This window comes from Arachnia propionica, assembly GCF_037055325.1.
Classification (GTDB): Bacteria; Actinomycetota; Actinomycetes; order Propionibacteriales; family Propionibacteriaceae; genus Arachnia.
This window is the reverse complement of record NZ_CP146373.1, coordinates 3,106,367-3,120,693: the sequence shown is the minus strand read 5'-3', so window position 1 is coordinate 3,120,693 and position 14,327 is coordinate 3,106,367. Positions and strand designations below refer to the sequence as shown.

Here is a 14,327-nt window from a genome sequence, read left to right as displayed (position 1 = left end):
CAGCCACGCTGATTCCCTGATCATCCGTCTTCGCCCGTGAATGCAGCCGCCTGGTCGGGTTGGTTCACGATCTGCACAGTCCGCACCGGCTGTCCGGAGTGCAGCAGCATGGCGCGACCAATTGGTAGCGCGCGTGGCCGCTGATTGCCCAACAGCATGCCCTCGGAACGGTCGCCGGAGAACATAAACCCGGCGGCTCCGGAGTCGCGCATGGTGTTGATCAGGGGGTCGTACATGGCGCGTCCCGCGCCGGTCATCCGCCGGGTCAGCACGACCGACAGCCCGACCTCGTTGCCCATCGGGACGAATGGCAACAACGCCTTGAAGGGGCCGGCTCCCGACCCCAGGGCGTCGTAGTCGTCGATGATGACAACGATGTGTGGAACCGGAGGAGCCACCTCGGCGGAGGCGTCGACGCTGCGCGGCACCCTGGCCTCCAGCTCCGGCACGATGGCGGCCACCAGTTTTTGCGCCAGGACGGCGCTGGTGGCGGTTCCGCCCAGGTATCCCTCAGGGACGACACCGGTGAGGGAACGCCGGGGATCGAAGACCGCGAAAACCAGCTCCTCGGAGCTGTGGGTGCGAACCAGCTCCGCGATCACCCGCCGCAGCATCGTGGTGCGCCCGGTCCCAGAGTCACCGAAGATGATGAGGTGTCTGTCGGGCCCGTTCATGTCCAGCACCGTGGTCGAGAGGTCGGTTTCGTCCAGCCCCAGAGCCACCAGCGCCTTGCCTTCGGGAAGTTCGACTCCGTCAGGGGAGAGGTTTGCCGGGAGCAGTCTGACCGGTACGGCCCGCTCGGTCGTGCCGGCTGCGACCGCTTCCGAGAGATGCCGCAACCCATCGGAGACGTCCTCGGCGGAATCAATCCCATCGATCCTGGGAAGCGCGACATGCGTGAACAGGCCATCCGTGACCAGGGCCCGACCGGGACGGTCCGTGGGCAGGGTCTCGGCCAGGCGTCTGCCGTGCACGGACTCCGTCGGATCGGTCAGCCTGAACTCGATTCTGGTGCCGAAGAAACTCTGCTGTGCCAGGCGGATCTCGTTCCAACGGGTGGTGGTGGCGATGACGTGGATTCCGTGCGCGGCGCCGCGACGCAACAGGTCGAACACGATGTCGTTCAGCTCCTCGAATTCCTCCGAGAGCTGTCCATAGCCGTCGATGAGTAGCACGACCTCTGCGAGATTGAGAGAGGGATCGTCGGTGATGTTGCGCAATGTCGCCAGGGAATCGATCCTGAGTTGCTGGAAGATCAACTCACGCTGGTTCAACAGCCCCCGCAACTCCTCGAGGGTGCGGCGCACCACCTCGCGGTCGGCACGGACGGCCACCGCGCCCACGTTGGCCAGGTCACGCAGGTTCAGCAGGGACGATCCGAGCAGATCCAGCACGTAGACGCTGACCAGCGACGGTGAATGAGTCAGGGCCAGTGACGCCGTGATGGTGCGCAGCAGAGTCGTCTTTCCGCTGCCCGGTCCTCCGGTGATCTGGGTGTGGCCGCCGGAGGCGAGAAGATCCAGCTCCCATGTGTCCTGCCACTGCCGGGCCGGGTCGTCGATGATTCCGATGGGGAAACGCAACGGCGCGCTGGAATGGATCCGCAACCCGGAATCGGTGGGACGGGGTTCGCCGGCGACGGTGTCCAACGTGGTCGCTGCTGGCAGCGGAGGCAGCCAGATCGGCTGGGTGGCACGCTTCTGTTGCCGGAGCTGGTCCATGACGGTGCTGAGAACCGTCGGGCCTGTCGTCTTTGTGCTCACGCGTGTTGCCGCAGGCATGCTGTCGCCCGCCTCGGCGCGGGTGACGAGATAGCTGGGAACCGGGAACACGATGGGTGGGGCTTCCACCTTTTGTTCGAGGTCCGGGTCCTCCGGCAACGGACCGGAGACGAAACCGGAACGGAACCGGGTGTAGGTGGTGGTGTCGACCTTCAGGTAGCCGTACCCGGGAATCGGGGGCAGGTGGAAGGCGTCGGTGGTCTCCAGGATGGTGCGGGACTCGCTCTCTGACAGGGTTCGCAGGCCGATCCGGTAGGACAGGTAGGTATCGAGGCCGCGCAGCTTGCCGCTCTCGATCCGCTGGCTGGACAACATCAGGTGCACCCCGATGGAACGTCCGATGCGCCCGATGGACAGGAACAACTCGATGAAGTCGGGGCGGGCGGTTAGCAGCTCACCGAACTCGTCGATGATGACCAGCAGGTGCGGGAACGGGGCCAGGCCCAGCTCGGGTCGTTCGGCGCGCAGCGCCCGGTAGGTGGTGATGTCGGCGATGTTTCCGGCGTCACGCAACACCTGCTGACGTCGCTGCACCTCACCGGACAGGCTGGCGTAGACGCGCTCGATGAGGCTGGCGTCGTCGGACAGGTTCGTGATGATGCCTGAGACCTGGGGTGCGCCGTCGAAGGGAGCGAAGGTGGCGCCGCCCTTGTAGTCGACGAGCACCATCGCCAGGTCCTCTGGGTCGTGGCTGAGCAGCAAACCTAGCACCAGGGTGCGCAGCATCTCGCTCTTGCCGGATCCGGTTGCGCCGACGCACAGGCCATGCGGTCCCATGCCGTACTGGGCGGCCTCCTTGAGGTCGAGGGTCACGGGTTCACCGGAGTCATCGGTCCCGATGGCGACCCGCAGGAACCCTGTGTCTCCTCGTGGAGCCCAGGCGCGTGAGAAGTCAACGTTGTTGTAGTCGGGGACCCCTAGCAGCTCGGCGAAAGTCATGGCGCTGCGAGCGGCGTCGTGTTCGTGGGAGTCGGGCGACAATCGCAGCGGACTGAGCAGATGGGCCAGCGCGGTTGTCGAGTCCTGGGTCAGGTCGTCGAGCGTCCCGGTGACGACCTTGGGGGCTGCGTCGGCTTTCGGGTAGCTCTCGACAACGAAGCTTCCCGGTTTCTTCCCCTCGCTGATCCGCGTGGTGATCGCGTCAGGTTCGGCCCTGCGGTCGTCCAGGAGGTAGATGACCGTTGTGTTGACCTGGCTCAGCTTGATTTGCGTATCCGTTGGTGTGAAGGTCGTGGCCGCTTGGCCGTATTGATCCACGAGGACCAGGATGCGCCCGTGCTGTATCTCCTTGCCGGTGAGCATGGCGCGGCGGGCCTCCGCCGCACTGGGGGAGCGGGAGTCGAGCTCGGGACCCAGCACGCTGCGCAGCCGTGCGACACTCGGCACGATCACCCTGCCAGGGCCGAACGGGCCTTGGACGTTCTGCGCGGCGAGCTGTGGCAACCAGGAGAACCAGTCCCATTCCTCACGTCTTTCGTCATCGACGACGAGCGCCAGCTGAAGATCCTCGGGGGAGTGAAAGGTTGCTGCCTGCATGGTGAGCAGTCGTGCAACCCGCGAGACGAAATCCCGGTTTCCGACGACGCTGACCGCGCCGATGGAATCGAGATCGACCAGCATGGGCATGCTCGGGGTGGTGCTGAAACGCGACTTGACCAGTTCCACCTCATTGTCCATGAAGGGGTCGCTGCGGGTGACTGAACCCTGGGGGGAGCGCACCTTGACTTCCCGGGAGTGGACCGTGCCGATTCCGAGCCTGAGCTTCAGGAAGTCTCCGTCGCCGCGACGCCGTTCCCACAATCGGTCGGGTGACCTGACGATACTGAGCAGTTCTCCGGGAACTGGATGGATGCGATGGGCGTTGATGAGCCGCTTGTTTTCGTCGGCTCGCAATTTGTCGCGTTCCTTCTCCAGATACTCGATGTAGATGTCGCGACTCTCGCGACGTTCCTTGCCCGCCCTGCCTCGTTGGCTGAACATCATGACGGCCGAGGCGATGACGGTGACGATCATCATGAGCGCACCGATGACCGCGAAATTGGAACGCCGGAACAACATCATGACGGTCATCGCGGCGCCGGCGCCTAGTAGGGGCAGGATGCGCAGGGCCGCGGAACCTGCCCCGTCGCTCCCGTCCGGGAGGGTGGGTGGGGATTCCAGCGACACCTCCGGCAGCGTCTGCAGGGCAGGAGTGGTTCTGGCGGGTCGGTGGACGATCCGGATGCTCATCGGATCACCTACCGGACGATGCCATCGTTGCAGCGGCCAGTTCCCCAAGGACCACCTGCGTGTTCTCGGCCGCCAGTCTCAGGTGCAGGGCGGCTCCGCCTGCGACGTGCCGGTCGTGGGGAACGACGAAGGTGGGAATACCGGAGTCGCGGAGTCGTTTCGCGTGGGGGGCGGGATCGTTCCCGGGCCGGCGCGGCACCAGCACCGCCAGGATGGCGTCAGGTTTCACCCCTGTGTTCCGCAGCTCGGCGACGGTTCTCGTGGCGGCGGTGGTTCCTGTGGCACTCGCCGAGGCGACGATCACGATCGCGTGAGCCTCGGATGCGAGCTGTGCGGGCGGGTGCTGGCCGGCGTCGATGACCGTCACGGCGAAGAACCGGGCGAGACCCCGAGCCGTTGCAGCTGCGTTTTTGTGGGGTCGGATGACGGCGAGGCGGCCACTTTCGGTCATGACCGACATTTGGTCGGCGAAACTGCCGGCCGGTAGATCCGAGGACGCCTTGGGAATCGGACCGGTGTCCAGGCGTGACTCCAGATCGTCGCTGCTTCCCGTGGCCACCACAGCCACCGGGGCGTTGCGTACCGCAGCCAGGGTGCGGGCCAACCCGACTGTGACGCTGGTGGTTCCCGTCCCACCGCTGGCGCCGACCACGACGATGCGCCGTCCGGTGGTGACCGGACGCTGGGCCCCGGCAGAGGCGCGCACCACCCTGGATGCGACGTCATCGCTGCGGAAGATACGGGCGAACCAGGAGAAGAACCGACGCCACCCGGGAATGGCGTGACGTTTTGAAAGACGGGTGTAGTCGGGATGGCTGCGAATTCCCGGGACCGGCGGCGCTTCGTGGTCCTGAGGGGTGGGCTGGGGATACGGAACCGGAATCTGTGTTTGTCGTTCGGGGTCGAAGGTCAGCCGACCCGGACGCGGCATTCCCATCACAGGCAACCGATTCGGTCTGGTCGCGGGCTCCTCCAGTTGCAGGCGCCGTGGTTTCTGCCCACTCCACTGCTGCTGAGGGGGGGCCTCCCGGGCCGGACGGCGACCGGGCGGGGTGAGACCTGGAAGTCCTGCTGGTTCGCTCACTGGAAACTCCCCAAAAGTTGGGTGTACAGGTCGAACATGCCGACCAGAACTGGGACGGTGAGGATCACCGCCGCGGTTTCGACCCAGGTCGCGATCCTTCGCAGCTGGGCGGCAGCGAGATCCGAGGTGCGCACGAACAACATGACGGCGAGAAACAACGCCAACGCCGCTGCCGCAATGGGAGCCCAGGGCGTTGTCCGCTGAGACCATGCGACGGCGCTGGTCGCGATGAGTGCGGCCACGTAGATCGCTGTCCGCTCCGTGGTCAGGGGGAAGTGGCGTCCTCGCAGCGTCCACGCCACGACCAGCGACGCGGTCATCGCGAGGGCCCACACGTTGCCGATGGCGGTTCCGGCCACCGGGAGAATCCCCAGCGTCCACAACCCCGCGAGCAGCACCACGGCCACTGACAGCACCTGGTGGGCACGGTTCAAGCGGCTTACGACCTCGCTCAACGCCATGCTGGCGCCGTGTCCGACGGCGTCGTCGGCCTTGAACACCCCCGCGATGCTGAGCGCGAGCCGCGGGGCAAGGCCGAGCAGCAGGAGAGCGAGCGTCGCTGTGATAGCGCCCGCCCTGACCGGATCGACGACCAGAAAATGGATCAACCACCATGCTCCGGTACTGACCGCGAGCACGGCCAAGCCGATCGCGTAGGCGAAGCGCTGCCGGGTATGGACCAACAGGGAGATGAGCTGGGCGACCAGCAGGATCAGCAGGACCGTCAACGGCGAGGTTCCTGTCATGAGCTGGAGCCATGCCCACCAGATCCCGACCACACCGCCTGCGATGAAGTACGCCCAGGCCAGGTCCTTGCGCAGGATCCTGCACAGCATGCTCACCACGTAGAGGCCAGTCGCCCCGATACCGACGTCCAGGGCGTCGGGTCCCCGCAGTAGCAGGAGAAAGACGAGCGCCACGACCGTCATCAAGGCTGAGCAGACGCTCAACACCCAACCGCGGGAGGCATTGGCCCACAGACCCGAAGCCTCGTGCTCGGCGGTCGCGTCGACGAGATCCGAGACGACAGGTACCGGGGGCGTCTCCGTTTCCTGCGACAATCGGAGCACGGCGCCATCGACGAGCCCGACCTCGCCCATCGGGCGGTGCAGATCAATGGGTTCACCCAGCGCGGTGGTGAGCGTATAGGTGCCCTGAGGACCGTGGGGTTCGCCGAGCAAGCCGAGGAACTGGGGAAGCAGGGTCGTGGCGGGCTGGTCGGAGGGAACGACGAGGTCGGCGTTGTGGGTGCTGCCCAGAACGCTGATCCGGAGGAACGGGTCGGCGGTCATGATGTCTTCGCGGGGGTGGGTGCGGGCGTGGTGCTCACTGGTCCATAGCGCTGTTGCTGTTGTTGCTGTTTCAGTGCCTCGGCCCGGAGAATGGACGAGACGAAGGAGACGCCCACGCACACTGCACAGATGACGACGGCCATGATCATGCTGATGGCGAAGGTGCTCAACCGGTCGTGCCAGATACGGCGGGTACGTTTCATCCCGAACAGGAAACCGGCGAGAAGGCGCTTGCGACGCACCGCGACGGCGTCGATGAGCTGGTCGTCATATGCGTATGGCAATCGCGTCTTCTTTCTCGTGACGGGGCGTGTGCGGTCTGCCCGAGGGATTGGGCTCACCTCGTGCAGGGGTTAGCCTAGTCACTGCATGGACCATCCCAGGGTCTGGTGAAACCCTGCTTCCAACAGGAAGGAGACCCATGAAGTCGCCCTACTGGAACGTGGTGATCAGGGGGTCGCGTGAGGCAACCGTCAACGGGGTTCCTGTAGAGATGGTGGTGCCAACCAACGTCTACTCGTCGGTGTTCCAGCACTTGGCTGGTATCGCCCGGCAGATGGGCAAGCCGGTGCTGGCCCGTGGTATCGACGAGACCCAGGGCAGTCAGGTGGCGTGGTTCACAGTGGATTCCGACGGCCAGGCCGTGGCCACCCCGCCGGCTGCCCCTGAGGATGTGGCTCAACCGGTACCTCCCCCACCCGTGATCGACGTGCCTTCTGCCGTTCCGGCTTCCTCCATGCCCCCGGCGCCAGCCGATCCCGGCATCGGCTGGGACCCGCCGGAGCTACCCGGGACACGGGAGGAACCGGTACCGCGTCATGCAACCTCTCCTCGAGGCGATGGGGGTGAAAACACGATCAGGAGCGTTGCCTCCAGGAAAACGATGCACCCCACCGCACCGACGGGAACGAAACAGAACGTCCAGGCCACCGACTTCCTGGAACCGACCACCATGGTGCGGCAGCAGATGCCTGCGTCGATGGGAGGCCAGGGCACCCCGGCGCCCGTGAATGCACCGCCTCCCCTGCAGGTCGCGCCGGGTGCGCCCATCCCGCCCCTGTCATCGGGCAGGCCAGAAATGCAGACCGATCCGGCAGCGTCCGGTTCGCCCGTGTTGTTCGTGCAGCCACCGAAAGCGGTTCCGCGGAACGGATTCCGCGGAGCGATGTACCGGCTGACCGCGGGTCGCGTGAACCTGGGACCTAGCCAGGAGCAGCTGCGTCTGTCGGAGCGGGAGGCGAGAATTTCCCGGACCTTAACGCGCCCCTACAGCACAGCTTTCCTCTCGTTCAAGGGCGGCATCGGCAAGACGTCGACGACCGCCGGAGTGGGACTGATGCTCGCGCAGATGCGCGGGGCACCACCCATCGCCATCGACGCGAACCCGGACTCCGGCGATCTCGCCGAGCGCCTGCTCGGCGAGGAGGAGTTGCTGCGTATCCACCCGCACAGCATCACTGATCTAGTTCGCGACATTACCCAGGTTCGAACGTGGACAGATTTATCCAGCTACATCATGCAGATCGACCGGCTGCACGTCCTGGCGGGTGAGCAAGATCCGGCGATCTCAGACAGCCTCACGGCCGAGGGGTACGTGAGGGTTCACGATCTGGTGCGGCACTTCTTCTCCGTGATTCTCACTGACTGTGGCACCGGCGTGACCCACAACGCCATGAAGGGCATCCTCGCGAAAGCTGACAACGTGGTGATCGCGGCCGGCTATGCAGTGTCCGGTGCGAAACGGGCCTCCAGCAGCCTCGAATGGTTGGCGCAGCACGGCTATGCGAGGTTGGCGCAGGAAGCGATCGTCGTTCTCACCGACAAGGACGGGGTTTCGACGCGGGTGCAGAAGGACACGGTGCGGGAGCACCTGGCCTCTCACAGCAGGCAGGTATTCGTGGTTCCAAACGATCCCGCTGTTGCCGACGGTGATCGCATCAATCTGGCACGGGTCCATCCCCGTACAAGGGAGGCGTGGGCCGAGGTGGCGGCTGCCGTCATCGACGGATATCGCTAGTGGATGTACTGCGCTGGAAAAGACCAGGACAACGTTGTGGTGGACCGGTCTTGTTTTCATACGTCGAGGACGTGACCCACTGTGGGGTTAGGGTGGTCATGTTCGTGCTGGTGGGGGGCGGCGCGTAGCAAAGTGTTGGTTCATTTGTTTTCGAGAGGATGGTGTTTTCGTGCAGTTCAGCATGACTGATGACGCGTTGCCGACGTTGAACAAGCAGACGAACGAATCGCAGGCCAATATCGGGGCGCTGGTTCTTCAGCTTTCCGATGCTATTGCCCCCCTAGAGGGAAAGTTTCAGGGTGATGCTGCGGTGAAATTCCAAGAATTCCACGCGAATTCCGTGCAGTACGCGAATGATCTGGACAACGCCATGGCCTCCATCAGCGAGGGGCAGGCAGGTGTTCAGCGGTCGTTCGATGCCGGAACCGACGAGATGGTGACCAATGCGCAGACGACTGCCGGTTCCGCCGATTACGCCACGGCGAACTTCCGCGGCGGAGCAGCCTGACCGCGGTCGCTTCAGAATTATTTGAGAACAGGAGTTTTATATGCCTACTGGTATGGTCGCATATGACACAGGAGTGTCCGCAGAGGTTCAGGGAAACATCAACAATATCTGCAACGAGCTGATGTCGGTTTTGACAGGGCACGACAGTGACGTTGCTTCGTTCCAGAACGACTTCACCGCCACTGGAGTGTCGGACAGCTACGCCGCCATCGAATCCAGGTTTGGGTCGGCTGGCACCGCCGTCGCGGACATGATTGCCCTGGTGAGAAAGGTGCTGAACCTAAATGACGACACCGCCACCACCACCGTGAGCAATGCCCAGAGGTGTGTCGACAACATTTGCTGAGCACATGCTGAAACGGGCTTCCCGGAAAGGGAAGCTGCTCCCGCAGAGCGTCTTATGAGGATGGTGCTGAAGAAGCCCGCCGGGTCCCCGACCGTGAGTGTCGGGGACCCGGTTCATTGTCGCTCGGTTACAGGAGGTGTACGCCCTCCCCTTGGCTGGAACGTGGTCAAGAATGATGGCGCGAATGCCTCATTGCGCTGAGTCAAAAGATCGTTCGTGGTCCATGCTCTGCCAGCAGGGTGGTGTGGTCGTCTGAAAACTCTCCTGAGGCGTGAAAACAGAAAGAAAGATGGGGTCAGCGAGCAAGTCAGCTTGCCGACCCCACCTTCTCGTGGAGGAGGGAATCAGAAGATCTTCTTGAAAGCGTTCTTGATGCCTGATCCAGCCTTCTTGGCTCCACCCCAGACTGCTTCCGCTCCGTCGCCGATCCGATCGCCGACATTCTTGCCGTCTCCAGTCGGAATCATCATGGCGGCACCGACGGCGACACCAACCGCGGTGCCGACCCCAGGGCAGAAGAGCGAGCCAGCGGCTGCACCTGCAGCAACAGACGTGCCTATCTGCGCAGTTCCTCTGACCGCTGAACTCTCAACGGCTTTGAGGTTGCGTTGCGATGAAGAAAGTTCGGGATGTTCTGCCTTGAGCCGGTTTTGCGCAGCACTGTACTCGCCTGTATACGTCAAGGCAGCCCCCACAACGAAGAGGCCCCGTCCTGCGGCACGGCCAGCCCCAGAGACCCCGTACTTTACTTTGCTTGCCGTTTCTTTCCCCAAGCCGAACCAATTGCCCTTGGGGCCGCCGCTGGGTGCGGACCATGCCCCGTACTTCCCCTTTGCGGGGCCGAGCAAACTCGACTTGAGGTTCGCTTTGAAAGTTTCTTTGAACCCTCGTGTTCCTCGCCAGACTCCCTTGAAATCTCCTTTTTCAAAAAGTTTGAAATAGTAATCTTTGGAAATTTGGGATGGAATCCAAGGGGTCTTGAAATCTATTTTGAAGAACCTGACAACTCCTCTGATGCGGTAGCGAGTGATCTGAACCTTGAACGCTTCGGCGACCGTGCCTGATGCTGACAATGCGCTGTCTCTGAGGAGATTTAGCCAGCCGTCTGCTGTGGGATTTCCTTGAGTTCCGTCTGCTTTTATACTCCCCAAAGCCTGGACGCAGGTGTCAACCGCGCTGGTGTACCTGCTGGCCAAATTGTCCACTTCATTTTGCAGCTCAACGATCTTCTTGCTTTGCTTGATTTGCTCGGTACTCCCAGGTTCATAGCACACGCTTGACGCTTCAAAGGAGGAGATTTTTGACAGCAGGTTGGTGCGCTCGGTCTCCAAGGGGCGAACAGTATTGGTAAAATTTGTGATGGCCGTGGCAATGGTATTTGCTCCGGTCGCTGTATCCTGGGCGGCGGTGGCGGGTACATCCAATGAAGAATAGAGCAGATCTGCGTGAGGACTGTGATAGCAGCTGCTTAGGCCCTGCCAAGAGCTCTTTGCGTTGTCGATGGCGTTCTTGAAGTCGGTTCCGTGGCTCTTGAGATTTCCGGCCTTGCTGTCCAAAGTGCTGGTGTCGGCCCAGTTTTCCAGTTTTGAGGTGTCGATGGTCATGCTTGCTTCCCGTCTTGTATGGTGACTTCATCGACTTCGTTGGCGGCTGTCTCAGAATTGTTCGTCATCTCTTCATCCCCTCGCTGTATGGCAGAGACCGCGCCTCTGCCTCCGGCAACTGCATTAGTAGTCTGCTGCTCGGCTGTCGTCATGGGAGTCGTCAACGAAAAATTGTAAGCCTGATTGAGGGCTGAAGCGATTGGGGCAGCCAAGCCAGTTGAGCAGGCTGAGCCGAGGCTGTCGATATCTCCTGATACTGAGGTGTGCGCGGAACTGGCGTCGCTGACATAACCTTCCACTTGGTTGAAAATTGCTTCGCATGATCCAGGGTCAACACTATATTTCACTGGTTTCTCCAAAATTGATTGTCATTGCCGTCATTGCCAGATATGCCCACAGCGGCTGATTGTTTGGGGAACTGATCTTCACTCCATCTCGTTGCGAACCTCGATCGCACAATGCAGAACCTCGAGATGGTGTCGTGATCCATGTAATACCTTTTTCGCCGGCGGCATCTGTGAAACTGAACTGCTGCCAACGTTCGACGGAAAATTCTGCAGCATCGCCTTCAAGATGTCCTGGGAAGGGGTGGTCAATCAGGCGTCCCATCATTTCTTTGAGGCTAATCTCGGGAAGAGTGAACGACATCTGCCAACTCGGTTGGGTGCCTGACCACATCAGTAGAATGCGGGCCAAATCATCGGTAGCGCAGTACCCAAGAATTCCTTTCCCGTTGTTCGGTTCGTTCGTAGATGGGCCGATGAAGATGAGGATGGCTTCCTCGACTCCCCATCCCTCCACGCTGCGAGCTTTTTCTACTGGTCCAGCATTCTCCAAGATCCAATGGTTCCCATGATTGAGCATATTCAAAACCGTCTCGCCCAGCTCTGTGGGGCTACCTCGATCATCGATAAAACCAGCATCTCGTAGCTCCTCGCGGGGAAGCGGGTTCCTTACCCGTCTCCCGAAGAAACCGGCCGAGGATAGAGACCTTAGTTCGGTCAGTGCGCCGGGAGACAAATTGCAGGTGTTGCTCAGCAGGACGGGAGGGAGGTGACCCTGCACCGTCACGTCTTCGCGAGGGACGCCGTCTCGCGCGGTGGCCCACTGGTCGAGCACGGCCTCCGGGACCTGGGCTGTCGTCTGGGGTAGCATTCCATGCTCCAAGGGGCGCAGTGAATCGAGGATCTGTTCGAAGGAGCCGTTGGATTGCCAGGCGACCACGGGAAGGGTGAGCGTCAGTTCGGCGATGGCATTGCCCGCCACCATAAAATCTTGGATCAAAACCAGCCCCAGAAGTTCATCCATAGGTGGTTTCATGGGAGCCAGCGTCCAGATGCGTCGCCTCTCCCGGGGACCCGGGGTCGCGTTGCCGTCGGGAATGGCTGCCACGTTCACGACGTAGGCGCCGGGCAGCTCTTGGGGTATGGTGCGGAGAGCCAACTGGGAAACGGATGCGAGGGTGGTGGGGACGGGACTGTCGATCCGGGATTCACGGAGCACAATCGTCGGTCGGAAACCCAGATAGTCGGGAGGGGCGCTCGCCACCACCATCCCTTCTGCTGGGACGACTTCCCATGTCTCCGGCACCTCGAACGAGAAAGCCGCGCCGTTGAGTTCCATGTCGAACCTTCCTGCTCGGATGCTCGTCAGCTTAACCCGACACCCGGGTCACCCCATCCGACGAAGATGGGTCGTCAATCGGTCAAGCTCGGCCTGTGGTTCCACGAATTAACGGAGCAGCGGGGCGAGCGTCGTTAGGCTGAAAGCGTCCGATACCACGAAAGGACTGAGACAATGGAGTTCATTCCTGAGGCAGGAGCCTGCCTGGCCACCCGCAACGTCATCGAAGAAAAGGGCCTGGTGCGCTGGATGGTCCGGGGGCCGTCGAAGGTGCCCGCCGACAACGGCTGGCAGATCATGAGTCACATCGACACCTCCGAATACCTCAACGACCCGTCGAACTGGCAGATCGTCGACTTCAACGACCTGTGCACCATCGAACCCGCCCTCATCGGCATCTGGGACCTACCCGTCGGCTCCGACCTGCAGATCGTGCGTGACGAGTTGGGCATCCGGATCGTCGACACCCCCACGGGCTGCGAAATCCCGGTCGAGAACCTCTACGTTCCCCCGTCCCAGCGTGCGAAGTGACGAGACGCTGTGTGCCCGACCACCGGTCGGACGCACAGCGCCTCTTTTCTGCGTCAGCTCCTAGCTCCTGGTGTAGTGAGCCACGTAGTCGATCTGGATGTCGGATACCTGCGGGGTGAGATCCCCCGGAACGCCGCCGTCGACGGTCTCGGTGTGGCTCTGCTTGCCGTTGGGATCCATCGCTCCGGTCTGCACCCCGAACCACATCTGCGTGTCGGTGACGTTCGGCTGATCGATCCGACCCCACTCCTTGCCGTCAAGGGTGAAGATGATGTGATCCTGCTCCACGATCGCGCCGTAGGTGTGCCAGCCGGTCATGTCCTCGTGGTCGACGAATTTGTGGTCCTGCTTGTCGTCGGAATCCCAGTGGTAGGTGCCCATGATCTCGGGTCCGTTGACTCGCCCCTCGGCGAAGTCGATCTCCGGGGGCCAGGTCTTGTTCTTCGGCCACAACAGGAAGACATAGCCGATGCCCTTGGACTTCGGGAACTTCGCGCGAACCTCCCAGCGGCCACGCGAGGCCGAGAAAGCCTTCGCGGTGCTGGTGCCCCCGGCGTACCATTTGCCGTCCTTGTACTCGGTGCGCACGATCAGCTCCCCGTTGCGCACGAACGTGTTGTTGTCGGACATCACCCCCATGGCGCCGTGCCCCACCTCGGGTTCGCCCCAGCCGTAAGGCTCCCAGCCCAGCTCCTCGAGGGATGCATCGAAGCCCTCGAAATAGTCGATGTTCCACCCGTTGATCTCGGCATCGGAGCGGCTCTGGCCGGACCATCCCTCGGAGACCTGCTGCGGCGTTGCAGACCCGGCTGCCGAGGACTGGTGGGACGCGACCGGGGTGTTCAGGGGCGAACGATCGCCTGAACCCCGCGACACGGAGGACATCGTTGCAGTCGGTGTTTCACTCGCCGACGACGTGGGAGCTCCGGTTGATGATGACTCGGTGGTTGCTGACTCGCTCGCCGTGGGCGTGCTGTCGCTGCTCGTGATTTCCGATGCCGGCGTAGCTGTTGCCTGTGCGCCGACGAGCCCGCTCGGGGTGGGTGATGCTGCCTTCGGAGTGACCCTGCTTGAACGGAGAGAAGCCGGGTTCGCGGTCACATCCTGGGTGGAGCCGTGGGGTTGTAAGAACAACCCTCCTGTGATCGTCGCGGCCGCGAGGCCCAGAGCCATCAGGGGTCGAGTTATTCGGTTTGGTATCAAGGTCCCTCTCCTTAACGGTACGGGAAAACCCTAACGGGTGATCGTGCTTCACCCAACCCCTAGTGACTCCACAAGCGTGTGCGACCCCACCGGGCGGGAGCGACACGCT

At 62.5% G+C, this 14,327-nt stretch carries 12 protein-coding genes; 4 read left to right on the top strand and 8 right to left on the bottom strand.

Features of this window, described 5'->3' with window-relative positions; translation table 11 throughout:
• Positions 1–20: 20 nt before the first annotated feature.
• Genes eccCa through V7R84_RS14440 form a run of 4 tightly spaced genes read right to left on the bottom strand, consistent with a single transcriptional unit; the run spans position 21 to position 6,670 of the window.
• Entirely contained in the window at positions 21–4,010 is a 3,990-nt protein-coding gene (gene eccCa, locus V7R84_RS14455) for a type VII secretion protein EccCa (RefSeq protein ID WP_338570283.1), read from the bottom strand.
• Between the two features lie 4 nt (positions 4,011–4,014).
• A complete protein-coding gene (locus V7R84_RS14450) occupies positions 4,015–5,094 on the bottom strand; it encodes a hypothetical protein (protein ID WP_338570281.1) in 1,080 nt (359 codons plus the stop codon).
• Positions 5,091–6,386, bottom strand: coding sequence for an EsaB/YukD family protein (locus tag V7R84_RS14445; protein ID WP_338570279.1), 1,296 nt, complete (start codon positions 6,384–6,386; stop codon positions 5,091–5,093). Before V7R84_RS14445 ends, V7R84_RS14450 begins: the two co-directional genes overlap by 4 nt.
• The gene (locus V7R84_RS14440; protein ID WP_338570277.1) at positions 6,383–6,670 is read right to left on the bottom strand and encodes a hypothetical protein; all 288 of its coding nucleotides are present in this window, start codon (positions 6,668–6,670) and stop codon (positions 6,383–6,385) included. Before V7R84_RS14440 ends, V7R84_RS14445 begins: the two co-directional genes overlap by 4 nt.
• Positions 6,671–6,807: 137 nt before the next feature.
• On the opposite strand from V7R84_RS14440, the gene V7R84_RS14435 reads away from it, so the two are divergent.
• The 3 genes from V7R84_RS14435 to V7R84_RS14425 all read left to right on the top strand — a co-directional run bounded on the left by V7R84_RS14435 (position 6,808) and on the right by V7R84_RS14425 (position 9,257).
• A complete protein-coding gene (locus V7R84_RS14435; protein WP_338570275.1) occupies positions 6,808–8,403 on the top strand; it encodes a hypothetical protein in 1,596 nt (531 codons plus the stop codon).
• A gap of 169 nt (positions 8,404–8,572) precedes the next feature.
• Entirely contained in the window at positions 8,573–8,911 is a 339-nt protein-coding gene (locus tag V7R84_RS14430) for a WXG100 family type VII secretion target (protein WP_338570273.1), read from the top strand.
• 52 nt (positions 8,912–8,963) lie between these two features.
• Positions 8,964–9,257 carry a hypothetical protein gene (locus V7R84_RS14425; protein WP_338570270.1) on the top strand — a complete coding sequence of 98 codons (294 nt, stop codon included), beginning with the start codon at positions 8,964–8,966 and terminating at the stop codon, positions 9,255–9,257.
• Between the two features lie 344 nt (positions 9,258–9,601).
• On the opposite strand, the gene V7R84_RS14420 is transcribed toward V7R84_RS14425, so the two are convergent.
• From V7R84_RS14420 to V7R84_RS14410, 3 genes are read right to left on the bottom strand one after another with little or no spacing between them, the layout of a single operon-like run.
• Positions 9,602–10,861 carry a hypothetical protein gene (locus V7R84_RS14420; RefSeq protein WP_338570269.1) on the bottom strand — a complete coding sequence of 420 codons (1,260 nt, stop codon included), beginning with the start codon at positions 10,859–10,861 and terminating at the stop codon, positions 9,602–9,604.
• Positions 10,858–11,208 carry a DUF6507 family protein gene (locus V7R84_RS14415; RefSeq protein WP_338570267.1) on the bottom strand — a complete coding sequence of 117 codons (351 nt, stop codon included), beginning with the start codon at positions 11,206–11,208 and terminating at the stop codon, positions 10,858–10,860. The genes V7R84_RS14420 and V7R84_RS14415 overlap by 4 nt, the downstream gene beginning before the upstream one ends.
• Complete coding sequence (locus V7R84_RS14410) at positions 11,198–12,169, bottom strand: hypothetical protein (protein WP_338570265.1); 972 nt, start codon at positions 12,167–12,169, stop codon at positions 11,198–11,200. The genes V7R84_RS14415 and V7R84_RS14410 overlap by 11 nt, the downstream gene beginning before the upstream one ends.
• Before the next feature lie 489 nt (positions 12,170–12,658).
• Here V7R84_RS14410 and V7R84_RS14405 point away from each other — a divergent pair, with 489 nt between their 5' ends.
• Positions 12,659–13,015: a DUF2185 domain-containing protein gene (locus V7R84_RS14405; RefSeq protein WP_338570263.1), complete on the top strand. Its 357-nt coding sequence runs from the start codon at positions 12,659–12,661 to the stop codon at positions 13,013–13,015.
• A 60-nt stretch (positions 13,016–13,075) separates the two neighbouring features.
• On the opposite strand, the gene V7R84_RS14400 is transcribed toward V7R84_RS14405, so the two are convergent.
• Positions 13,076–13,900: a family 16 glycosylhydrolase gene (locus tag V7R84_RS14400; RefSeq protein WP_338570260.1), complete on the bottom strand. Its 825-nt coding sequence runs from the start codon at positions 13,898–13,900 to the stop codon at positions 13,076–13,078.
• Between the last annotated feature and the right edge of the window lie 427 nt (positions 13,901–14,327).